A 21,496-nucleotide genomic window follows, 5' to 3' on the forward strand; every position below is an offset into this window, starting at 1 on the left:
CTCAGCGCGTCATCACAGTGACGCGAATGCAACCAGAGGGCCACCCATCGTGGTCGACAGATTGAGGAACAGAGCAGTGAAGAACAACATCCTTGGAGTGGTCTCGGTGAGTTTTGCGGTGCTGCTTGCGGCCTGCGGCCAGAGCTCGGAAGTCACCGGCGGCAATCCGTCGCCGGGCGGCAACGGCAGCGGCGGCACGATCGCGCCGGTCGCCCGCTCCGCCGTTTCACTGAGCAGCAAGGAAGACGCGCTGCGCCAGTTGCGGGTCTCCAGCCTCGTCGCCAGCCAAGTCGCCGGCGGCAACATCAACCTCGGGTCGGCGAAGAAGCGCGCGCAGCCGCTGGCCTGGAATTTCGGCCATGGCGAACGCGCTGCCGTCGGTGGCAGCAGCGGCCAGCACAGCTTCCAGCTGCTGCAGGGCGCGCAGCCCGGCGTCGACCGCGGCATCGTCACGCATGCCAATGCGGTGACCAGCTGGCCGACCGCGAACGGCGCGACCGAGAAGCTGACGCTCAACGGCGTCACCGAACAGGGCCTGTCGGCGGATCAGAGCGTGAGCTTCCAGCGCCACGGCACCGACCAGGCGGCCTACAGCGAATCGCGCGAGCGGCGTTCCAGCGGCGGCGCGGTGCTGGCTTCGGAAAGCCTGCAGCTGCAGGGCCTGTCCGAGGTGAGCTGGCCGTCGGGCGGCACGCTCGATGCGCGCGGCCTGCTGAAGTACCGCTTCAAGCGTGAAGACGGCCAGTTCTTCAACGTCGACATCGGCGAAACCGGTACGCCGTTCACCGTGCAGCAGAACGAAGCGCTCAGCTACGCCGGCAACTACGCCTACGAACTGCCGGGCGAAGGCTCGGGCCTGGCGAGCGTCGCCACCGTCGAACCGATCGCCTTCGACGCCAGCGGCGACCATCCGGCCTCCGGCGTGCTGCGCATCGTCTCGGGCGACCGTACCGCCATCTTCAACTTCCGTCCGGATGGCGGCGCCACGCTGGAGATCGACCAGTCCCAGCAGGAAATCACCGCCGCGGAAATCCGCAACGCCCTGCTCGGCAGCTAGGAATTAGCTCAGTACAAAAAGCAAACGGAAACCTTGTTCTGGCGCGGGGACGCTAAGCTCCGCGCCAGTAACATCGCAGCGCCGCAAGCCTGCGTATCTCCGTCCCCCAAACTTTGACCGATCATGGCCACTCGCCCTCCTCGCTTCTCCATCCCTACGGCCCACGGCGCGGCGTTGATTCTGCTGGCAACGGCCAGTGCCGTCGGCGCGCAACAGCCTGAGCCGGAGCTGTTTGCGCCTGTCGAAACGCAGGCCCCTGCGGAAGCGGCACCGGAAGCGACCACCGCGGAAGCGGCGGTGGACACGGAGGCCCAGCCATCGGCAGAAGCCCCGGCCACAACGCCGGCGCTGGACAACATCGAGGTCGAACCGCTGCGTGCTGAAGGGACGCCGCTGCCGGCCGCGACGCCGGCACCGCCGACCGCGCTCGAGGAAATCATCGTCACCGCGCAGAAGCGCGAACAGTCCCTGCAGGAAGTGCCGATCGCGATTTCCGCGTTCACCAACTTCCAGCTCGACGCACGCGGCATCACCAGCGTCAAGGATCTGGGCACCGCGGTGCCCGGCCTGCAGTTCACCGACCTGGCGGGCTACAACCTGATCTATCTGCGCGGCGTCGGCACGGATGCCTTCATTCCGGCCGCCGATCCGAGCATCGCAACCTATCTCGACGGTGTGTACTTTCCGTCGGCACACAACATGGTGCAGTCCTTCGGCGCGCTGGAGCGCATCGAGGTTCTACGTGGACCGCAGGGCACGCTGTTCGGCCGCAACTCCACCGGCGGCGCGATCAGCATCTTCACGCGCGCACCCGGCCCTGAGCCGGAGATCTCGGTGCAGGCCAGCTATGCGCGCTTCGACGACCTGAAGTCGCGCGCTCACGTCAGCCTGCCGCTCGGCGACGCCCTCGCGGTCAGCTTCTCCGGTTTCTACAACCGAGAGGACAACTACTACAAGCTCGACAACGGCGACAAGGAACTGCCGCAGGAAATCGGCAAGGGCGGCCGCGTGCGCCTGGCGATCAACCCGGCTGACAATTTCCGCATCGTGCTGACCGGCCTGATGGCACGCTACAGCGGTACGTCGACGACAACATCAGTGAACACCGCGCCGAGCAATCTCGGCAGACTGCTGACGATTCCCGAGGAAACCCGCGAGTACATCGTCACCGCCGACTCGACGCCGTCGCTGACGACCGATACCCAGGCCTGGTACGGCGACGCCACGTGGACGCTGCCCTGGCTGGACATCAAGCTCCTCGGCAGCCACTACGACATCGACGCCTACGATTACGTCTACGACTACGACGGCTCGGCGCGGCCGATCGCGACCTACGGCGCCGAGAGCGATTACCAGACGGTCGACACCGCGGAGCTGCAGTTCACGTCGAACGACGGCACGATCGGCAGCAGCTGGCTGCAATGGGTGGCCGGCGCCTACTACCTGCGCAGCGAGGGTGGTTACGACCCGGGCTATCTGTCGCTGGCCGACAGCGTCGTCAACCTGCAGCCGGTCATCGATGTCCTGCCGCCGCTGCTGCGCAATATCCTCAACCCGCTGCCGATCCCGACGCAGCTGCGCTTCAACTTCACCGGCCTGATCGGCGCCGAGTCCTACTCCGGCTATCTGCAGGCCACCGCCAACGTCACCGACTGGCTGAATGTCACCGCCGGCGGCCGCTATCAGGAAGAAACCCGCAACCTGATCCGCTCGGACGTCGCAATCCAGGGCATCGACCGCTCGCTGATCTCCTGGACGCCGCGCGAATCCACCGTCACCAATTTCTCGCCGCGCGTCGTCGTCGACATCAAGCCGCTCGACAACCTGATGCTCTATGCGTCGTACGCGCAGGGCTTCAAGAGCGCGACGTACAACATCATCAACATCTATCTGCCGCCGGACTACGTCAAACCGGAAGAGGTCACGTCTTACGAAGTCGGCTTCAAGTCGGACCTGTTCGAGCGCTCGCTGCGCTTCAACGTCGCCGCCTTCGAAAGCGAGATCAAGGACCTGCAGACCGGCTTCGTGTCGCTGACCACCGGTGGCGCGATCAATTTCGAGAATGCCGGCGAAGCGCGCATCCGCGGCATCGAGTTCGATACGACCGCGATTCCGCTGCCGAACTGGAACCCGGGCCTGCTGCTGACCGTCGGTGGTTCCTGGCTCGATGCGATCTACACCGATTACGTCGGCGGCAGCGGCTACAACGAAAACACCGGCCTGTCGTACAGCAATGGCGACTTCACCGGCAACCGCGTCGTGCGCACGCCGAAGTTCAGCGGCAGCGCGACCTTGAGCCAGACCATCGATGTGTCGACCGGCTCCTTCGAGATCGGCGTCGACTACTACTACAACTCCGGCTTCTACTACCTGGCGCAGAACTCGGCGAACTCCTTCGAGGACAGCTATCGCATCGTCAACGGTCGCATCAGCTACCTGCATGCGCCCTGGAACCTGCGGGTGACGGTGTTCGGCGAGAACCTGATCGACGAACGCTATCGCCTTGCGCAGTTCCACACCGACTTCGGCCGCGAGGACACGCTGGCGCCGCCGGTCACCGTGGGCTTGCGGGTCAACTGGGATTACGGGATCTGATTTTGGGATCTGATTTTATATTCGATAATGGAATATAAATGTCACTACAAATTACTTTTTAATAATAACGGCCTGACCTAGAGTTGCCTCATGCCCGGTCATCGACAGGTGCAAGCCCATCAGGATGCAGAGGAGAGACCCGTGTCTTACGACGCCGTTGCCCCGTATCAGCCGGACCAGCATGAGTGGACTGCAGTGCCCGCAGAGGGCATTGCCCGGTCGCTGCCGCACGGCGAAGGCCTGACGCCGCCCGAAGCCTGGGCGCTGATCCGCAGCGGTGAAGTCACGCTGGTCGACGTCCGCACCGCCGAAGAGCGCGCGTTTGTCGGCCAGGTCCCCGGCAGCCTGCATGTGCCCTGGGCCACCGGCACCGCGATGAACCGCAATCCGCGCTTCACCCGCGAGCTGGAAGCCAAGGTCGCGAAGGACAAGCCGGTGCTGCTGCTGTGCCGCAGCGGCAAGCGCTCGGCACTGGCGATGGACGCGGCGATCAAGGCTGGCTTCAGCCAGGTCGCCAACATCCTCGAAGGCTTCGAAGGCGATCTCGATGCGCACGGCCAGCGCGGCCACAGCAACGGCTGGCGCCATCACGGCCTGCCCTGGCAACAGGACTGATCGCAGGCATCCATGGGGGCTGGCAGCGAAGACAGCTGGGATCTGGGGCGGATCGTCGGCGAACTCAAGCAGACGCGTGAGCGCTGGCGTCACCGGCGCAGCCGCGAGCGCGATGCGGGCGATCGCGAGTTTCCGTCCGTCGAGCGCATCGCCGAGGCCATCAAGCTGCTGCGGGGCGCGTTGTTTCCGCTGCGCCTCGGTCCTTCCGACCTGCATCGCGAAGGCGAGGACTTCTACGTCGGCCACGCGCTGGAACGCGCCTTTCATGCGCTCGCCGAAGAGGCGCGACTGGAACTGGCCAGCCGCGCGACCGACGATCAGTCGCGCCAGTCCGCCGAGCTGCGCCTCGAAGCGCGCCGACGCATCGCGGCGTTTGCCAATCAGATCCCTGCGCTGCGCGCGCTGCTCGACGAAGACGTCGAGGCCGCCTATGTCGGCGATCCGGCGGCGCACAGCGTCGATGAAGTCCTGCTGTGCTATCCCGGCGCGCATGCGCTGATCCACCACCGCATCGCGCATGCGCTGTACCGGCTCGAGCTGCCGCTGCTGGCGCGCATCGTCGCCGAGATCGCCCATTCGGAAACCGGCATCGACATCCATCCGGGCGCGACGATCGGCCGCGCGTTCTTCATCGACCACGGCACTGGCGTCGTCATCGGCGAAACCGCGGTGATCGGCGATCGTGTGCGCATTTACCAAGCGGTGACGCTGGCGCGAAGCGTTTCGAAACCGATACCGACGGCGCACTGACGAAGGGCCAGCCGCGTCATCCGCTGGTCGAGGACGACGTCGTGATCTATGCCGGCGCGACCCTGCTTGGAAGAATCACGATCGGCAAGGGCTCGACGATCGGCGGCAATGTCTGGCTCACGCGCAGCGTACCGCCCGGCAGCCAGATCACCCAGGCGCGCTCGCAGACCGACATCGACCCGGGCACTCCGAGGTGAACGCGGTGACCAATGCCCTGGGCGCCACCGTGCGCTCGACGCGCCAGGCGCTCGGCTGGTCGCAGGAACGCCTCGCGGAGTTGTCCGGCCTGGATCGCAGCTATGTCGGCGAGATCGAGCGCGGCACGGTGAGCCCGACGCTGGCAACACTCGAAAAACTCGCGACGGCGCTGAACATGAAGCTGTCACAACTGATTCAACTGTCCGAACGACAGTAAGTCTGAAACTGGCACCAAGGTTGCGGGATTTACGGGACTGCCGCGCGCTGCGGGCGATGTCCCGTAGATCGGCGATCTAGACCGTTTCAGAATTAGCTTATTCCCGCATGACCTGACCGGAGCGTCACATGGCCGACACCCTGCCCCTGCCAACCCTGGGCGATGTTGCTGCTCACAAACTTGCCAACACGACCAAGACCCCGGCGCAGCTGCCGATCATCACGCCGCGCTGGCTGACCCATCTGCTGCAGTGGCTGCCGGTCGAGGCCGGTGTGTTTCGCGTCAATCAGGTCCGCAATCCGGCCGACATCCGCACCGCCTGCTCGGTGACCGACGGCGGCCAGCTGCCGAATTCCTATGTCGATTACGAAGAGCAGCCGCGCGAGTACTGGCTGCGCCAGGTCGCGACCAAGCTCAACATCCATACCCGTGTTTCCGATCTGCATTCGAGTCCTTACGACCAGATCAAGGAACAGCTGCGCCTGATCATCGAGACGATCAAGGAGCGCCAGGAAAGCGAGCTGATCAACAATCCGGACTACGGCCTGCTGTCCAGCGTCGCCGAGGAACAGCGCGTCTACCCGCTGACCGGCGCACCGACGCCGGACGACATGGACGAGCTGCTGACCAAGGTCTGGAAGGAGCCGGCGTTCTTCCTGACCCACCCGCTGGCGATTGCCGCCTTTGGCCGCGAATGCACGCGCCGCGGCGTACCGCCGCCGACCGTGAGCCTGTTCGGCTCGCAATTCCTGACCTGGCGCGGCATTCCGTTGATCCCTTCGGACAAGGTGCCGGTTGCCGACGGCAAGACCAAGATCCTGCTGCTGCGCGTCGGCGACAAGCGCCAGGGCATCGTCGGCCTGTTCCAGCCGGGCCTGCCCGGCGAACAGAGCCCGGGCCTGTCGGTGCGCCTGATGGGCATCGACGATCATGCGATCGCCTCATACCTCGTTTCGCTGTATTGCTCGCTGGCGGTGCTGACGCCGGATGCACTGGCCGTGCTCGAAGACGTCGAAGTGAGCAAGTTCCATGACTACCCCGACACCTACAAGTAGTCAGGTGCCAGGTCAGGCATCCGGCCTGCCGGACGACGCCGCGCTGAGCGCGCTGGCGAGCGCACTGTTCAGTGCGCCGCCCGGCGCCGCGCAGGCCCCGGCTGCACCGAGCACGCCGGTCGCCTTCGGCGCGCCGCCGTCGGCCGGCGGCTTGCCGACGCTCGGCAACGCCAACTTCCTGCCCAATGCAACGTCGCTGCCGATGACGCCGCCGTTCAAGGTCAGCGGTCCGGCGGTGACCGAAGTGCTGGCACCGCCGTCGGTGATCACGCCACGCGTGCTGCCGACGCAGGCGCAGACGGTGTCCGATCTTGGTGGCTTCCAGAGCACGGTCGTGCCGGCGCTGCCCAAGGGCGGCGGGCCTGCGGCCGGCGTGCTGGAAGGGCCGGCCGCTGCAGCACCAGCAGGCCCGTCGGTGCCGGTCGCGACCGACACGGCGGCGGTGCGTAACGCGAGTCCGTATTACTTCCTCAACACAGCACCGGTCTCGGCTGCGCCGGGCCACGCGCCGGCGGCACCACCGAGCGGCGGCTTGCCGTTTGCGCTGTCTGCGCCGAGCCTGCCCAGCGCGGAAGCGCCGCGCAGCGCCGCTGGCGCCACGCCGTCGGCATCGGACTTCTACTTTGCCGATTTCGGCGGCTCCTCTGCGCCACAGCGGGCCGACAAGATTCCGCAGATCCCTGCGGGCCGCGGCGCGTTCGACGTCAATGCGGTGCGGCGCGACTTTCCGATCCTGTCCGAGCGCGTCAGCGGCGGCAAACCGCTGGTCTGGCTCGACAACGCGGCGACCACGCAGAAACCGCAGGCAGTCATCGACCGGCTTGCCCACTTCTACGCGCACGAGAACTCCAACATCCATCGCGCCGCGCACGAACTCGCCGCGCGCGCGACCGATGCCTACGAGAACGCGCGCAAGATCGTCGCCCGCTTCATCGGCGCGTCGTCGCCCGAAGAGATCATCTTCGTCCGCGGCACGACCGAGGCGATCAACCTCGTCGCGCAGAGCTGGGGCAAGCAGAACATCGGTGAGGGCGACGAGATCGTCATCTCGCATCTCGAACACCACGCCAACATCGTGCCCTGGCAGATGCTCGCCGCCGAGAAGGGCGCGAAGCTGCGGGTGATTCCAGTCGACGATCGCGGCCAGGTTCGCCTCGACGAGTACCAGAAGCTGCTGAACAGCCGCACCAGGATCGTCGCGGTGACGCAGGTCTCCAACGCGCTCGGCACCGTCGTGCCGGTCAAGGAGATCATCGATCTCGGCCATCGCGCCGGCGCGAAGGTGCTGGTCGACGGCGCACAGTCGGTCTCGCATATCGCCGTCAATGTGCAGGCGCTCGACGCCGATTTCTTCGTGTTCTCCGGTCACAAGATCTTCGGCCCCACCGGTATTGGTGTGGTCTACGGCAAGCGCGACATCCTCGAACACACGCCGCCCTACCAGGGTGGCGGCAACATGATCGAGGACGTGACCTTCGAGAAAACCGTCTACCACGGCCCGCCGGCGCGCTTCGAAGCCGGCACCGGCAACATCGCCGACGCGGTCGGCCTCGGCGCCGCACTCGAGTACGTCGAGCGCATCGGCCTCGCCAACATCGCGCGCTACGAGCACGAGCTGCTCGAGTACGGCACGCAATGCCTGCTGACCGTGCCGGGCCTGCGCCTGATCGGCACTGCCGCCGACAAGACCAGCGTCATGAGCTTCGTGCTGCATGGTTTCACGACGCAGGAAGTCGGCCAGGCGCTCAGCGAAGAAGGCATCGCGGTGCGTTCGGGACACCATTGCGCGCAACCGATCCTGCGCCGCTTCGGTCTCGAGGCGACGGTGCGACCGAGCCTCGCGTTCTACAACACGCGCGGCGAGATCGATCTGTTGACGGAGACCTTGCGCAAGCTGGCGACGACGCGACGCAGCTAGAGGATTTGCGCAGAAAACTCAGATAGGGAATCACCGTCATTCCCGCGAAGGCGGGAATCCAGGGCTGAGAGCGCAGCGGTGAGTTCCCTGGATTCCCGCTTTCGCGGGAATGACGGGTAGTTATTCAGTTATCGCCTGAGACGCCCGACCACCGTCGCCGACAGCAGCATCACCGCGACAAACAGCAGCGCCGGCCATTGGCCCACGCCAGCGGCCACGACGGCCGGGCCCGGGCAGTAACCGACGAGGCCCCAGCCCAGACCGAACAGCACGGCGCCGATGATCAGTGGCGCATCGATGCGCCGCGACGGCGGTTCCGCAAGCTGCGTATCGAACAGCGGACAGCCGCGGCGGCGCACCCACCAGAAGCCCGGCAGGCTGATCGCGAGTGCACTCGCCATCACGACCATCAGCGTTGGATCCCAACCCGGAGCAAAGGTCAGGAAGGCCAGCACCTTCTGCGGCGAAGCCATGCCGGAGAGCACGAGGCCGACACCGAACAGCAGGCCGCAGAAGCCGGCGACGGCGCCACGCGCTGCGGGGCTCACAGCAGTGCTCCGCGGATGAACGTCGCGCTGACGATGCCGAGCGCCATGAATACCAGCACCGAGACCAGCGAGCGCGCCGACAGCCGCGACAGACCGCAGACGCCATGGCCGCTGGTGCAGCCGTTGCCGAGCTTGGTGCCCACACCGACCAGAACCGCACCGAGCAGAAGCACAAGGATCCCGCTCGTGCCGGCGAACTCCGGCGCAGGCGCCAGTGGTCTGCCGATTGCCGCAGCGAGCCAGCCGGCCGCGATCAGGCCGATCAGAAACGGCCAGCGCCAGCTGCCCTCCTGGCCCGAGACTGCGCCGTAGGTGATGCCGCTGATGCCGGCGATGCGGCCCAGGGTCGCGTACAGCAGCACTGCCGCCAGTCCTATCAACGCACCGCCCACTGCCGCTTGCAGCATGTTCCGCTCCGGTGATCCGCGCTATCCACATACTATACCCCCTATGGTATGTTGCCCGCTGCAGGACGACCGGCACCGAGGATCGACAGCATGGCCGACTGGGAAAAGGACAAGCAGCTCATACTCAACCGCCTGCGTCGCGCCGAAGGTCAGATGCGCGCGATCCAGGCCATGATCGAACAGGAGGACGATTGCGAACGTGTCGTGCAGCAGTTCGCCGCCGTCCGCAAGGCCATGGACCGCGCGTTCTTCGACTTGATGGCCTGCGTCACCAAGCGCGAACTCGCTGGCGCCGGCGTACTCAGCGCCAAGGCCAAGGCCAGCCTCGGCAAGGTCACCGCGCTGCTGTCGCGCTACGCCTGAGCGGCAGCATGGCCATCGCGCTCGGCGTGCTGGTCGGATTGATGCTGGGACTGACCGGCGCCGGCGGTTCGGTGATTGCCGTACCGCTGCTGATCTTCGCGCTCGATCTCACACTGCAGCAGGCCGCGCCGGTCGCGCTGCTCGCCGCCTGCGTCGCCGCGGCGATCGGTACGGTGATCGGCTGGGACGTGCGCACGGTCCGCTATCGCGCGGCCTTGCTGATGGCGGCCGCCGCCACCGCAACCAGCTGGATCGGCGTCGGTGCCGCCGACCGTCTCAGCAACGACAGTCTGGTGCTGAGCTTCAGCGTCGTCCTGGTCATGGTCGCCGTCCGCATGCTGCTGCGCCTGCGCAGCACGCAAACCCCACCCCAGTTGGCGACCGATCCGCTGTGCACGCTCGACCCCGCAACCGGGCGCCTGATCTGGACACCGCGGACGATTGCGCTGTTCAGCGCGGTCGGCGCGCTCAACGGCGTGCTGACCGGCCTGCTCGGCGTCGGCGGTGGATTCCTGATCGTCCCCGTACTGCGTTCGATCACACCGCTGAGCATGCACGCCGCGATCGCGACGTCACTGATGACCGTGGCGCTGACGACGGCGGCAGCGATCGCCACGCACGTCGCCCACGATGCCGCGCTGCCCTGGCTGCTCGCCCTGCCCTTCGTCGCCGGTGCGGTGCTCGGCATGGGCGGCGGCCGCCTGCTGGCACCGCGCCTGAGCGGCACCGCGCTGCAGGCCGGCTTCGCCGTCACGCTGTTGATCTGCGCCGCCTCGATGGCCGAGCGCGCGCTGAGCTGAACATGGAGTTCTCCTGATGCTGTTCCGACAGTTCTTCGACGCGACGTCGAGCACCTACACCTACCTGCTCGCCTCAGGCGTGGGGCGCGAAGCCCTGATCATCGACCCGGTGCGCGAGCAGGTCGCGCAGTACCTGAGCGCGATCGAGCAGCTGGACCTGAAACTGGTGCGCGCGATCGACACCCATACCCACGCCGACCACATCACCGGACTCGGCGCGCTACGCGATGCGACCGCCTGCATCACGCTGATGGGCGAGCACACGAAGGCCGAATGCGTGTCGCAATACCTGCACGACGAGGAACGCGTCAACGTCGATGGCCTGCAGCTGCAGGCGCTCTACACGCCGGGCCACACCGACGAATCCTTCAGCTTCGTGCTGCAGCCGCAATCGCCGCAAGCGGTCTTCACCGGCGACGTGCTGCTGATCCGCGGCAGTGGCCGCACCGACTTCCAGAACGGCGATGCCGGTGCGTCTTGGGACTCGATCACGCAGCGGCTGTTCGTGCTGCCGGACGAAGTGCTCGTCTATCCGGCGCATGACTACAAGGGCTGGACCGCGTCGTCGATCGGCGAGGAGAAACGCCACAACCCGCGCCTCGCCGGCAAGTCGCGCGCCGAGTACGTGCAGATCATGGACAACCTGAAGCTGCCGAATCCGGCGCTGATGGATATCGCGGTGGCGGCGAATCTGGCGTGTGGGCGGGATTGATCGAGGGTCCGTTGCGGTCTCTCGATACACCGCGCGCAGGCGCGCGGCACTCGAGACGAACGGAGTGCATTGATTTCTGCGGACGCTACAAACCCCGTTCGTCTCGAGTGCCCGCGAAGCGGGTGTATCGAGAGACCGCAGCGAACCCTAGCGAACCCGCCGCTTGAACCTCACCCGCAGATTCTCCGGCACCAGCGTGAAGCTCAGCTTCTCCGCAACCGGCTGCGCCTGCGGCACGGCTTCGACGTCGAAGTTGCGCGCCAGCATCAGCGTCGCGCTGCGCAGCTCGGCGAGCGCGAGGTTGCGGCCCGGGCACATGCGCGGCCCGTAACCGAAGGGCATCGTCGCGGCACGACCGGGGCCGGCGTCGCTGCGCGCGGCGTCAGCCACCGGATCGAAGCGCGGCGCCGGCTCGGAGTGCGGTGAACTTCCGGCCGCGGCGCGCAGCAGCAATGTCACCGGCGTCCCCGCCGGCACCTCGATGTCCTCGATGACGGTATCGGCGATGGTCTCGAGATAGATCGCCGGCGCCACCGGATAGATGCGCAGCGTCTCGTTGATCGCCGCGTCGGTCGCCGGCAGCCAGTGCGGAAAGCGGTCGGCGCGCGGGATGGCCGGATCCGCCGCGGCCGGATCGTCGAGCAAGGCATCGGCTTCGGCACGCAGCGCTGTGTAGACATCCGGCCGGTCGCAGCAGGCGTGGATGAGCCAGGCCATCGTGTTGGCCGTCGTGTCTTCGCCGCCGAGCAGTACGGTGATCGCGTTGGCGAAGACATCCGCATCGCTGATCGCGGCGCCATCGCGCTCGTTGGCGGCGAGGAAGGCTTCGAGAAAGCAGGTCGGCGCATCGCGCAGTGCCGGCTGTTCGCGCAGGCGCCTGCGCGCGCCGTCGATCAGCTGGCCGACTTCCGCGCGCAGCGCGGCTAACGAGCGATCCAGGGCGCGATCCTGCGGCAGCTTGAACCAGCGCCAGTACGGCACGATGCCGAACAGGCGACGGTTGAGCGCCGGGAAGATGCGATCCAGATGGCGCTGGATCACGTCGTCGTCCTTCTCCAGCGTGTTGGCTTCATGGCCGAGCGCGAAGTGGATCGTCACGTCGACCGTATAGCGCATCAGGTCGGCGGCAATGTCGACCGCCTCGCCGCTGTCCGCCGCGCGTTGCCAACGCTGCATCAGCCGCCGCGTCGTCAGCATCAGCTGGTCGTGGAAGGAACGGATCTGGTGCGCGTTGAGTGTCGCCAGCCACAGGCGGCGCTGTGCCTTCCAGCGCTCGCCCTCGGCGGAGAACAGGCCGTCCATGCCGAGCTCGCGGGCGATCGGCTCCAGCGTCCGCAGGCGCCGGAAGCGATCCGGGCGCTCGCGCAGGATTTGCTGCGATAGGCCAGTGTCGTTGATCGCCAGCAGACGCTGGCCGCCGATGCGCAGGCTGAAGAAGCGGCCGTAGCGTTGCGCCCAGCGCTCCATCTGCAGATGCATGCGCGGCGGGTCGATCTGCAGGGCGTTGCCGAGCAGCGGCAGGCCCGGCGGGCTTTCAATCTGGTCGAGACGCCGCAGCGTGGCGGGAATGCTGTTCATGCGGTGCATTCTGGCCGATTTCTACCGCTGGGCGCCCAATACCGCGTCAGCCGTTCGAAGGCTGCGTGGCGGGTGCCGCCGGCCGCGGCCGCTTCCAACCCTGGCCGCTGTCGTAGGTGCCTAACAGCCAGTCGTAGAACAGCGAGATCGTCGCGAAGTTGCCGGCGGTGAAGCGCGAATGGTGGACGTGATGCATGTACGCCGCGTAGCGCAGATAGCGATACGGGAAGCGATCCTCGACTTCCATCAGGTCATGGTTGTGCAGGTTGATCTCGGAAAACGCGATCGTCGTGATGATGATCGTCGCGAAGTGGAAATCGCCCATCAGCCAGCCGACGAGGCCGACGGTGCCGCCGTAGAGGCTGACGCCGATCGCGGTCTCGAGCGGATGCAGATGATTGGAGTCCATCCGGCAGGGATTGCGGTTCTGGTGGTGGATGGCATGCACCCACATCAGCGGGCCGGGGCCATAGCCGCCGTCGTGAAACAGGAAGCGATGCGTCAGGTAATAGAAGAAGTCATAGACCATCAGGATGACGAAGACGTCGCGCGGAAAATGCCACCACGGCTGCGCCTCGGCGCCGACAACGAATGGCAGCACGCCGATGAAGATCACCAGGTACGCGCTCAAGCCCCACAGCTTGCTGCGATTCTGGATCGGCATGTAGAAGCTGCGCTTCTGCCGCTCGATGGCAGCCGCCTTGTTGAGTTCGCCGGTCGCCTTGAAGACCGGAATCAGCCGCAGCAATGGCGCCAGCAGCGGCGGCAGGCCGAGACTGACGACCATGATGATCAGCGAGAGCTTCCACTGGTAGGTCTCGGAGAAAAAGTGTTGCAGGTCCACTATGGCTTGCCTCTGGTCATGCTCATCAATTGCTGGGCCAGCGCGCGGGCGCCGGTCGTGCCCAGCTCATCGACGAGCTGGCTGGAAAGTTGCTGGATGCGATGGCGCAGCGCGCCGGCGCTGTCGTAGTGCTCGGTGATCTCGACGTAAAAGCTCGTCATCGCCTCGTCGAGCAATGCGTAGTCGGCGGCGCCGAGCGCGGCGCGGATTTCCGCCTGTACCTCGTCGACACCGGCGGCGACTTCGCGCAACAGCCTGCGACCGCGCGGCGACAGGCTGACGATGACCTGACGGCGGTCCTCCGGATCTTCGCGGCGCAGCGCGTAACCCAGCTGCTCGAGTTCCGCCGCCGTTGCCGCGACTGCCTGCTTGCTGACGCCGAGCAGGCTCGCGATGTACTGCAGACGGCGGCCCTCGTCGTTGATCATGCCGAGCATCTGGCCGATGCCCGGCCGCAGATCGGTATAGCCCTTGCGTCTGACCGCCGCCGACAGCCGCTGGCGGAACAGGGTGCTCAGCCTTGGCAGCAGCACCGACAGGCGCGTCGGGCGGCTGCCGGCTTTGGCCTCGACACTGTCCTCGACGAGCGTGTAGCGAACCGGCAGTTCGACATCGAGCGCGCCGCACAGCCGCTCGAGGATGTCGAGCAAGGCGCTCAGCCGCTGGGCACCGATCGCATCGGCCATCTGCTGCTGGATCGCATTGGTTGCGCGCACGCCGTCGCCCAGCAGCTGCACGCCCTTGGCCGACAGCGACAACATGCTGGAGCGGCTGTCCTGCGGATTGACGCGGCGCCGGGTCAGCCCCAGCGCGGCCAGTTCGTGCAGGGTCTTGCTGCAGGCCTGCTTGCTGATGCCGAGCTGTTCGGCGAGCTCGCCGGGAGAACGATCGCGCTCGGCGAGCAGGATGATGTAGTCGGCATAGGTCAGGCTCAGCTTGCCGTAGCGGCTGCCCTGCGCAAGACGTTCCATCGACTGCATCTGCGCGAAGTGCGTCACCGCCATCAGGCGCGCCAGCAGGCTGCGGTTGGCAGCATGCGGATGGTCGGCGCGGCGCAGGACGGTCAGCGTCTTCATGCGCATATAGTAAACTAGACTTGTCGAAATATAAATTAACTGTTTACCACTCCATCACGCCGGAGCAGCCCCATGAGAATCGATCGCGCACGCCTGGATCGCGGCACCTTCCCCTGCCGCATCGATATCGGTACCCGCTTCTCCGACATGGACAAGGTCGGCCACGTCAACAACGTCGCGGTCGCCGATCTGCTGCAGGAAGGGCGCAACCGTTTCATTCACTCAATCGACCTGATGGGCGCCGCACCGAGCGCGCTGGTCGTCGCTGCGCTGAACGTCGAGTTCGCCGGCGATCTGTTCCATCCGGCACCGGTCGAGATTTCGGTCGGCGTACTGGAGATCGGCCGCAGTTCGTACCGGATCGGCGAGGTGATCCGCCAGAACGGCCGGATCGCGGTCTACGCCGAGGTCGTGCAGGTTGCCCGCAATGCCGGCGGTGCAACCGCATTGCCCGACGCCTGGCGACCGCTGCTGGAGCGCGCCCGGATCGGCTGAGGCGAACTGGCATCATCGTTGCGGCAGGAAGCGGCATTCCCTGACATCGGCGGTTGCTAGAATCCACCGCTGCGAACGCGGCTCCCGCCCGCCCCTGCCCTCATACCTGTGTCCAACACCCGACTTCCCCCGCTCAACGCGCTGCGCGCCTTCGAAGCGGTCGCCCGGCATCGCAGCTTCCGCAAGGCGGCGGACGAACTGTTCGTGACGCCGGCGGCGGTGACGCACCAGATCAAGGCACTGGAAGAACAGCTGGGCGTGGAATTGTTCAAGCGCCTGCCCGGCGGCATCGAGCTGACGCCGGCCACCGTGGCCTCGCTGCCGGTGCTGCAACGGGCATTCGAGCTGATCGCGCGCAGCGTCGGCGAGCTGCGCAACTACGGCAGCACGCCGCATCTGACCGTCAAGACGACGCCGACCTTCGCCTCGCGCTGGATGATGCCGCGCCTGCACAGTTTCCTCGCGGCCAACCAGGGCATCGACGTGCGCGTGCTGGCGAGTGGCAACGTGCTCAATGCCGGCGGCAATCCGGCCGGCGCCAGCGCGGGCGTGGAGCCGGACATCGAGATCCGCTTCAGCAACGGCCGCCCCGACGGCGATCACGTCGACCTGCTGTTCAACGTCGGCATCGTGCCGATGTGCCATCCGCGCCTGCTTGAGAGCGAGCCCTGGCCGCTGAGAGAACCGGCCGATCTGGCGCACCACTCGCTGCTGCACGGCGACATGCACATCAACGATCGCGCGCGCTCGGCCTGGAGCCTGTGGCTGCGCAAGGCCGGCGTGACGAATGTCGATCCGCGCCGCGGCCTGCAGTTCGATCACCCGACGCTGGCGCTCGATGCCGCAACCGACGGCCTCGGCGTGACGCTGGCGACGCCGCTGTTCGCAAAGAATGAGCTGGAACGCGGCGACGTGGTGGTCGCCTTCCCGATCGAGATCACGCTGGATCGCTCGTATTACACGGTGACCGCGTCAGCGTCGAGCCAGCGGCCGGAGGTCATCGCCTTCCGTCAGTGGCTGCTTGAAGAAGCCGCCGCCAACGATCGCATTGCGGCACCGGCGAAAACCGGACGGGCAAAGAAAAGGCCGCGGAGTCCGCGGCCTGAATAGATTCCGTGCGGAATCTGGAGGAGACAGTGCTTTGGCAGCGATAATCGTGCCAAGTCCGCGTCGGCCGGAGCCGACGCGAGGTTGAGAGGTTCAGGCAGCCTTGAGCAGGGTTTCCGGGGCTTCCCAATTCTGGGCGGCCTGGATCTGCGTCTGGGTCTGGACAGCCGGCGCGGCGGACTGCGGCTTGAGCGTCATCTGACGGCGGCGATCGACAATGCCGTCGACGATGTCCAGGGCGGCCGTCGAGGCCAGGAAGACTGCAGCGCTACCAGCAATGATGGTTCCGATCATGTTCTACACCCGGCGATTTCTCGCGCGATTTGAGGGGTGTAGGAAGATTAGGCCTCTTGTTGCGGTGCAGCAATTGACATTAACTCACAGCGGCGTTTAGAAAAACTAAATGCGCTTTCGATCAAGTCCTTGTACGGCTTGAGATTACTGCCAGGGCGAGCCGGAAACCGGCGGTCATTGCGCCCCGCGGCGATGTCGCCACTGTTCCTCCATCCCCGTTCCGGCACGCGCTGATCCCCGTTTTTGCAACGAATCGAGATCATCAATGTTGATCATTTCCGGCGCGCCGATGGTATTCTGAGAACACCTGATCGTTATGGCACGCCACCCGGACAGATCGTCCTGACAGCGGTGACAAGTGCCCGCGGTCCGCATCGCGCGGATCAGCGTAGAGGAGACGGCAAATGTCGGATGGACACTTCTACAGCCTCGAAGGACCGCTGGACTCGGTACCGGTCAAGCGCCAGATGCGCGCGGCCAACCTGAGCGGCTTCTCCGACGTCGTCCGCGGCCTCGGCGCCGACCCGCGCTGGATTCTCGAACACCACGGCATCGATCCGCGCGCGATGCGCGATCCCGATTCGTACATCGACACCAAGTCGCTGATCGACGTGCTGGAGTACTGCGGCCGCACCTTCAACGACTCGCTGTTCGGCCTGCGTCTCGCCGAGCACCAGGAGCCGGAAGTCTTCGGTTCGGTCGCCACGCTGTGCCGTGCGTCCGGTTCGTTCCGCGAAGCGCTCGAATGCTTCGTCGACTACATTCCCGTCGTGCATTCGCCGATGGCGGTGCTCGAACTCGTCGAAGGCCGCGAGACCTCCGAGCTGAAGTGGCATGTGCAATCCGATCTCGGCCAGAACAACCAGGCCAGCTACAAGGCGACGCTGCTGATCCTCAAGCTGCTCAAGCAGCTCGGCGGGCCGCGCTTCCACCCCAGCTACGTCAACCTCGCCGCCGACACCCGCGCGCAGGACGTGGCGGAGCTGTCGAACAAGTTCGGCTGCCTGTTCCGCGGCAAGGCGGCGTCCAATGCCATCGCCTTCCCGACCGCGCTGCTCGGCCAGTCGGTCGCGAGTTCCAACCGTCTGCTGTTCCGCCTGCTCGGCGGTTATCTGGGCCGCGTGCGCGCCGCGTCGCGCACCAGCATCGTCGAACGCGTCGAGGACTATGTGCGCGGTGCACTGTCGACCGGCAGCTGCTCGATCGAACACTGCGCGCACAAGCTCGGCACCTCGGTGCGCACGCTGCAAGCCAACCTCAGCGAGAACGCGCTGCGCTTCTCCGACATCCTCGAGAAGCAGCGCATCGAACTGGCGAAGGTCCATCTCGAACGCGGCGAGCTGTCGCTCGACGACGTTGCCGACATGCTCGGTTACTCCGAGCAATCCAGCTTCGGCCGTGCATTCAAGCGCTGGACCGGCTCGACGCCACAGCGCTACCGGAAGAATCTGGAAGCCGCCGCTGCGTAACTGCGTAGGATGGGCTGAGCGCAGCGAAGCCCATCGTTGCCGGCCTGCAATGGCGGGCTTCACTGCGTTCAGCCCACCCTACGCCCCCAGCGCGTGCTTCGCCGCGACATACCCCCACACAAACGACGGCCCAATGCTGCAACCCGCACCCGGATAGCAGCGCCCCATGACCGAAGCGGTCGACACGCCCGTCGCGTACAGACCCTTGATCACCGAGCCATCTGCGCGCAGCACCCTGGCGTGCTCGTCGGTGACGACGCCGCCGTAAGTGCCGACATCGCCGGGCACGACCGGCACCGCGTAGTACGGCGCCTCGCTGATCGCGCCGAGCGTCGCTGACGGCTGCTGCTGCGGATCGCCGAGCCAGCGGTCGTAGGCGCGCTCGCCGCGCTGGAAATCCGCATCGCGATTCGCCGCGACGAAGCCGTTGAAGCGCTCGACGGTCGCGCGCAGCGTGGCGGCCTCCATCTTCAGCGACTGCGCGAGTGCTTCAAGCGTCGCCGCTTCGTGCAGATACCCGGCGTCGCGCCAACGCTGCGGCTTGCGGCTGCCCGGCATCGTCCCGGCGAGCATGGTCTTACGCAGCAGCTGGCTGTCGAACACCGCCCAGCTTGGCACTGCCGGCACCGTGCGGTGGCGCTCGAACATGCCTTTGCAGAAGGCCATGTACGAGCCGCCCTCGTTCATGTAACGGACCCCGCTCTGGTCGACAAGGATCGCGTGCGGCGCGGCCGTCAGGCGCTGCGCGGTCGCCTTGAAGTCGGCATCCTCGCTGCCGGGCGGCAGCGTCAGCTGGGTGCCGACCCTCTCCTCCATCTGCGCCACGGCGGCGCCGTGGACCATCATCTCCTCGATCATCTCGCCGGTATCGCCGCTAGCCGCCATCGTCCACTGCACCGAGGTGCCGGGCTGATAGTGATCGCGCATCGCCTGGTTGCGCGCGAAACCGCCGGCGTTGACCAGCACGCCCAGTTCCGCAGCGATGCGCTGCAGGCGGCCGTCGCTGCGCACGACCACACCGCTGACCTCGCCATCCTCGACGACCAGCTCGACCACCGGCGTGGCGATGCGGATGTCGACCCCGGCGCGCAGCGCCGCCTGCAGCATCCGCCCCTGCAACGCCGCACCCGCCGAAACCCAGCGCTTGCCGGTGAGGCGCGCGGCGATGGCGCGCAGCGCGACCTTCAGCATCAGCCAGCGCGCCGGCCAGGAGCGCTTGAAATGAGGCAGCTGCAAGGCTTCCTCGAGCGAGGCCGGCACGTCGAGAAATCCCTTGCGCAGCTTGCGCCGCCAGGGGCCCAGCTCGTTGGCGTCGAACAGTTCGGCAACGACCGTGCGCCCCGCCACCGAGCCGCCGGGGCGCTCGTCGTAGTAGTCGGGCCACTGGCTGACGCGATTGAGGCGGATGCCTTGCGCGACCAGGAACTCGATCATCCGCGGCGCCTCTTCGACGTAACGCCGCCGCCGCTGCGGCGAAGTGCCCGGCGTGTCGGCGCGATCCTCGATCAGGCCGTCGAGGTAGGCGCTTGCCTGCTCGATGCTGTCGTCGACGCCATCGCGTCGCATGAACGGATTGGCGGGAATCCACAGGACGCCGCCGGAGCGCGCGGTCGTGCCGCCGACGAGGTCTTCCTTCTCGAGGATCAGCACGCGCTTGCCGGCGCTGCGCAGCTGCAGGGCGGCGCACATCGAGCCGCCGCCACTGCCGACGACGATGAAGTCGAACCGCTCATCGAACCCGCCCATCCAGCGCTCCCGGCTAGCGTCTATGCTGATGCTAGCAAGCCGCGCGTTGCGGCTGACGACCCCTGTTCCGGCGACTGGTCTGTCCATGATCCGTCTCATGCCCGCGGGCGCAATGCGTCTGCGGGCCCGCGTCAGGCTCCCGATAAAATGATGAGAGAGCGTTCAACAATGACTCCAGCAATGACCAGCCTGAAGAAGGAAGCCTGCCTGATCGGTGGCGAGTGGGTGACCGGCGAACGCTGGATCGATGTCGACGATCCGGCGACCGGCGCCGTCATCGGCCGCGTGCCGCGCTTCGGTGCCGCCGAGACCGAGCGCGCGATCGCCGCCGCCGAGAAGGCGATGGGTCCGTGGGCCGCGCGCACCGCGAAGGATCGTGCCGCCGTGCTGCGCCGCTACTTCGATCTGATCATCGCGCGCCAGGACGATCTCGCCGCGATCCTCAGTCAGGAACAGGGCAAACCGCTTGCCGAGGCGAAGGGTGAGATCGTCTACGCCGCCGGCTTCATCGAGTGGTTTGCCGAGGAAGCCAAGCGCGTCTACGGCGATGTGATCCCGAGTCATGCCGGCGACAAGCGCATCGTCGTCATCAAGCAGCCGATCGGCGTCGTTGCCGCGATCACGCCGTGGAATTTCCCGGCGGCGATGATCACCCGCAAGATCGGCCCGGCACTGGCGGCCGGTTGCGGCGTCGTCGTCAAACCGGCGACGCAGACGCCGTTCACCGCGCTCGCCCTCGGCGTGCTCGCGCTCGAAGCCGGCCTTCCCCCCGGCCTGCTCAACATCGTCACCGGCAGCGCTACCGAGATCGGCGGCGCGCTGACCGCCAGCGAAACCGTGCGCAAGCTGTCGTTCACCGGCTCGACCGATGTCGGCGCCAAGCTCTACGCGCAGTGCGCGCCGACGATCAAGAAGCTCAGCCTCGAACTCGGCGGCAACGCGCCGTTCATCGTCTTCGACGATGCCGACATCGATGCCGCCGTCGTCGGCGCGATGCAGTCTAAGTTCCGCAACGCCGGCCAGACTTGCGTCTGCGCCAACCGCATCTACGCGCAGGCCGGCATCCACGACGCCTTCGTCGAGAAGCTGACGGCCGCGACTAAGGCCCTCAAGGTCGGCGCCGGCAATGCGGCGGGCACCGAGATCGGGCCGCTGATCGACGGCAAGGCCGTCGCCAAGGTGCAGGAACACATTGCCGATGCGACCGCCAAGGGCGCACGCGTCGTCACCGGCGGCAGCGCGCATGAACTCGGCGGCCGCTTCTTCACGCCGACGGTCATGACTGGCGTCACCGCCGACATGCTGGTTGCCCGCGAGGAAACCTTCGGGCCGCTGGCGCCGGTGTTCCGCTTCAAGGACGAAAGCGAAGTCATCGCGATGGCGAACGCCACGCCGTTCGGCCTCGCGGCGTACTTCTACGCGCGCGACATCGGCCGCATCTGGCGCGTCGCCGAACAGATCGAAGCCGGCATTGTCGGCGTCAACACCGGCCTGATCTCGACCGAGCTGGCGCCGTTCGGCGGCATCAAGGCCTCGGGGCTGGGCCGTGAAGGTTCCAAGTACGGCATCGAGGATTACCTCGAGATCAAATATCTCTGCCTCAGCCTCTGAGCACCGCGGCACGCTGCAGGCGACAACAGAACAACGATGGG

General features: G+C 66.4%; 20 protein-coding genes and 1 pseudogene. 14 read left to right on the forward strand and 7 right to left on the reverse strand.

Annotated features, from left to right (window positions below):
* Window positions 1–76 precede the first annotated feature (76 nt).
* The 7 genes and pseudogenes from AC3WUF_RS10560 to AC3WUF_RS10590 all read left to right on the forward strand — a co-directional run bounded on the left by AC3WUF_RS10560 (window position 77) and on the right by AC3WUF_RS10590 (window position 8,405).
* Complete coding sequence (locus AC3WUF_RS10560; protein ID WP_492425227.1) at window positions 77–1,057, forward strand: hypothetical protein; 981 nt, start codon at window positions 77–79, stop codon at window positions 1,055–1,057.
* 123 nt (window positions 1,058–1,180) lie between these two features.
* Window positions 1,181–3,652 (forward strand): TonB-dependent receptor, encoded by a 2,472-nt coding sequence (locus tag AC3WUF_RS10565; RefSeq protein ID WP_492425229.1) that lies wholly within the window; start codon window positions 1,181–1,183, stop codon window positions 3,650–3,652.
* A gap of 195 nt (window positions 3,653–3,847) precedes the next feature.
* Window positions 3,848–4,267 carry a rhodanese-like domain-containing protein gene (locus AC3WUF_RS10570; protein WP_492425619.1) on the forward strand — a complete coding sequence of 140 codons (420 nt, stop codon included), beginning with the start codon at window positions 3,848–3,850 and terminating at the stop codon, window positions 4,265–4,267.
* A 12-nt stretch (window positions 4,268–4,279) separates the two neighbouring features.
* Window positions 4,280–5,214 (forward strand): annotated as a pseudogene (gene epsC, locus AC3WUF_RS10575) (serine O-acetyltransferase EpsC).
* A 5-nt stretch (window positions 5,215–5,219) separates the two neighbouring features.
* On the forward strand, window positions 5,220–5,432 hold the full coding sequence (locus AC3WUF_RS10580) for a helix-turn-helix domain-containing protein (RefSeq protein WP_492425231.1): 213 nt from the start codon (window positions 5,220–5,222) through the stop codon (window positions 5,430–5,432).
* Between the two features lie 128 nt (window positions 5,433–5,560).
* Window positions 5,561–6,487, forward strand: coding sequence for a family 2A encapsulin nanocompartment shell protein (locus AC3WUF_RS10585; protein ID WP_492425233.1), 927 nt, complete (start codon window positions 5,561–5,563; stop codon window positions 6,485–6,487).
* Window positions 6,462–8,405 (forward strand): family 2A encapsulin nanocompartment cargo protein cysteine desulfurase, encoded by a 1,944-nt coding sequence (locus tag AC3WUF_RS10590; protein WP_492425235.1) that lies wholly within the window; start codon window positions 6,462–6,464, stop codon window positions 8,403–8,405. Before AC3WUF_RS10585 ends, AC3WUF_RS10590 begins: the two co-directional genes overlap by 26 nt.
* Window positions 8,406–8,533: 128 nt before the next feature.
* On the opposite strand, the gene AC3WUF_RS10595 is transcribed toward AC3WUF_RS10590, so the two are convergent.
* Window positions 8,534–8,953 carry a DUF6691 family protein gene (locus AC3WUF_RS10595; RefSeq protein ID WP_492425237.1) on the reverse strand — a complete coding sequence of 140 codons (420 nt, stop codon included), beginning with the start codon at window positions 8,951–8,953 and terminating at the stop codon, window positions 8,534–8,536.
* Window positions 8,950–9,360 carry a YeeE/YedE family protein gene (locus tag AC3WUF_RS10600; RefSeq protein WP_492425239.1) on the reverse strand — a complete coding sequence of 137 codons (411 nt, stop codon included), beginning with the start codon at window positions 9,358–9,360 and terminating at the stop codon, window positions 8,950–8,952. Before AC3WUF_RS10600 ends, AC3WUF_RS10595 begins: the two co-directional genes overlap by 4 nt.
* A gap of 90 nt (window positions 9,361–9,450) precedes the next feature.
* On the opposite strand from AC3WUF_RS10600, the gene AC3WUF_RS10605 reads away from it, so the two are divergent.
* The 3 genes from AC3WUF_RS10605 to AC3WUF_RS10615 are packed head-to-tail and all read left to right on the forward strand — an operon-like array spanning window position 9,451 to window position 11,235.
* On the forward strand, window positions 9,451–9,723 hold the full coding sequence (locus AC3WUF_RS10605) for a metal-sensing transcriptional repressor (protein WP_492425241.1): 273 nt from the start codon (window positions 9,451–9,453) through the stop codon (window positions 9,721–9,723).
* 8 nt (window positions 9,724–9,731) lie between these two features.
* Entirely contained in the window at window positions 9,732–10,523 is a 792-nt protein-coding gene (locus AC3WUF_RS10610) for a sulfite exporter TauE/SafE family protein (RefSeq protein ID WP_492425243.1), read from the forward strand.
* Between the two features lie 16 nt (window positions 10,524–10,539).
* Window positions 10,540–11,235, forward strand: a complete 696-nt coding sequence (locus AC3WUF_RS10615; protein WP_492425245.1) for an MBL fold metallo-hydrolase — start codon at window positions 10,540–10,542, stop codon at window positions 11,233–11,235.
* A gap of 147 nt (window positions 11,236–11,382) precedes the next feature.
* On the opposite strand, the gene AC3WUF_RS10620 is transcribed toward AC3WUF_RS10615, so the two are convergent.
* The 3 genes from AC3WUF_RS10620 to AC3WUF_RS10630 are packed head-to-tail and all read right to left on the reverse strand — an operon-like array spanning window position 11,383 to window position 14,733.
* Complete coding sequence (locus AC3WUF_RS10620; RefSeq protein WP_492425247.1) at window positions 11,383–12,813, reverse strand: cytochrome P450; 1,431 nt, start codon at window positions 12,811–12,813, stop codon at window positions 11,383–11,385.
* 46 nt (window positions 12,814–12,859) lie between these two features.
* Window positions 12,860–13,657 carry a sterol desaturase family protein gene (locus AC3WUF_RS10625; protein ID WP_492425249.1) on the reverse strand — a complete coding sequence of 266 codons (798 nt, stop codon included), beginning with the start codon at window positions 13,655–13,657 and terminating at the stop codon, window positions 12,860–12,862.
* Window positions 13,657–14,733 carry a MarR family winged helix-turn-helix transcriptional regulator gene (locus AC3WUF_RS10630; RefSeq protein ID WP_492425251.1) on the reverse strand — a complete coding sequence of 359 codons (1,077 nt, stop codon included), beginning with the start codon at window positions 14,731–14,733 and terminating at the stop codon, window positions 13,657–13,659. The genes AC3WUF_RS10625 and AC3WUF_RS10630 overlap by 1 nt, the downstream gene beginning before the upstream one ends.
* Before the next feature lie 72 nt (window positions 14,734–14,805).
* Between AC3WUF_RS10630 and AC3WUF_RS10635 the strand changes: the two genes are divergently transcribed.
* Together AC3WUF_RS10635 and AC3WUF_RS10640 are read left to right on the forward strand one after the other, a co-directional pair.
* The gene (locus AC3WUF_RS10635; protein WP_492425253.1) at window positions 14,806–15,228 is read left to right on the forward strand and encodes an acyl-CoA thioesterase; all 423 of its coding nucleotides are present in this window, start codon (window positions 14,806–14,808) and stop codon (window positions 15,226–15,228) included.
* Window positions 15,229–15,336: 108 nt separating this feature from the next.
* Entirely contained in the window at window positions 15,337–16,338 is a 1,002-nt protein-coding gene (locus tag AC3WUF_RS10640; protein ID WP_492425255.1) for a LysR family transcriptional regulator, read from the forward strand.
* A 90-nt stretch (window positions 16,339–16,428) separates the two neighbouring features.
* Here AC3WUF_RS10640 and AC3WUF_RS10645 read toward each other — a convergent pair whose 3' ends face one another.
* Window positions 16,429–16,629 (reverse strand): hypothetical protein, encoded by a 201-nt coding sequence (locus AC3WUF_RS10645; RefSeq protein ID WP_492425257.1) that lies wholly within the window; start codon window positions 16,627–16,629, stop codon window positions 16,429–16,431.
* 404 nt (window positions 16,630–17,033) lie between these two features.
* On the opposite strand from AC3WUF_RS10645, the gene AC3WUF_RS10650 reads away from it, so the two are divergent.
* Window positions 17,034–18,098 (forward strand): AraC family transcriptional regulator, encoded by a 1,065-nt coding sequence (locus AC3WUF_RS10650; RefSeq protein ID WP_492425259.1) that lies wholly within the window; start codon window positions 17,034–17,036, stop codon window positions 18,096–18,098.
* A 78-nt stretch (window positions 18,099–18,176) separates the two neighbouring features.
* On the opposite strand, the gene AC3WUF_RS10655 is transcribed toward AC3WUF_RS10650, so the two are convergent.
* Window positions 18,177–19,844 carry an FAD-dependent oxidoreductase gene (locus tag AC3WUF_RS10655; RefSeq protein ID WP_492425261.1) on the reverse strand — a complete coding sequence of 556 codons (1,668 nt, stop codon included), beginning with the start codon at window positions 19,842–19,844 and terminating at the stop codon, window positions 18,177–18,179.
* A 180-nt stretch (window positions 19,845–20,024) separates the two neighbouring features.
* Here AC3WUF_RS10655 and AC3WUF_RS10660 point away from each other — a divergent pair, with 180 nt between their 5' ends.
* Complete coding sequence (locus AC3WUF_RS10660; protein ID WP_492425263.1) at window positions 20,025–21,455, forward strand: NAD-dependent succinate-semialdehyde dehydrogenase; 1,431 nt, start codon at window positions 20,025–20,027, stop codon at window positions 21,453–21,455.
* Window positions 21,456–21,496: the final 41 nt, after the last annotated feature.

This window comes from Fontimonas sp. FW305-C-3, from assembly GCF_058783185.1.

Bases quoted from the DNA above. Each gene is read 5' to 3' on its own strand.
- AC3WUF_RS10620 (WP_492425247.1), bottom strand. From the start codon at position 12,813: ATGAACAGCATTCCCGCCACGCTGCGGCGTCTCGACCAGATTGAAAGC.
- AC3WUF_RS10650 (WP_492425259.1), top strand. From the start codon at position 17,034: ATGTCGGATGGACACTTCTACAGCCTCGAAGGACCGCTGGACTCGGTA.
- AC3WUF_RS10615 (WP_492425245.1), top strand. From the start codon at position 10,540: ATGCTGTTCCGACAGTTCTTCGACGCGACGTCGAGCACCTACACCTAC.
- AC3WUF_RS10610 (WP_492425243.1), top strand. From the start codon at position 9,732: ATGGCCATCGCGCTCGGCGTGCTGGTCGGATTGATGCTGGGACTGACC.
- AC3WUF_RS10630 (WP_492425251.1), bottom strand. From the start codon at position 14,733: ATGAAGACGCTGACCGTCCTGCGCCGCGCCGACCATCCGCATGCTGCC.
- AC3WUF_RS10590 (WP_492425235.1), top strand. From the start codon at position 6,462: ATGACTACCCCGACACCTACAAGTAGTCAGGTGCCAGGTCAGGCATCC.
- AC3WUF_RS10645 (WP_492425257.1), bottom strand. From the start codon at position 16,629: ATGATCGGAACCATCATTGCTGGTAGCGCTGCAGTCTTCCTGGCCTCG.
- AC3WUF_RS10605 (WP_492425241.1), top strand. From the start codon at position 9,451: ATGGCCGACTGGGAAAAGGACAAGCAGCTCATACTCAACCGCCTGCGT.
- AC3WUF_RS10660 (WP_492425263.1), top strand. From the start codon at position 20,025: ATGACCAGCCTGAAGAAGGAAGCCTGCCTGATCGGTGGCGAGTGGGTG.
- AC3WUF_RS10600 (WP_492425239.1), bottom strand. From the start codon at position 9,360: ATGCTGCAAGCGGCAGTGGGCGGTGCGTTGATAGGACTGGCGGCAGTG.
- AC3WUF_RS10585 (WP_492425233.1), top strand. From the start codon at position 5,561: ATGGCCGACACCCTGCCCCTGCCAACCCTGGGCGATGTTGCTGCTCAC.
- AC3WUF_RS10655 (WP_492425261.1), bottom strand. From the start codon at position 19,844: ATGGGCGGGTTCGATGAGCGGTTCGACTTCATCGTCGTCGGCAGTGGC.
- AC3WUF_RS10565 (WP_492425229.1), top strand. From the start codon at position 1,181: ATGGCCACTCGCCCTCCTCGCTTCTCCATCCCTACGGCCCACGGCGCG.
- AC3WUF_RS10635 (WP_492425253.1), top strand. From the start codon at position 14,806: ATGAGAATCGATCGCGCACGCCTGGATCGCGGCACCTTCCCCTGCCGC.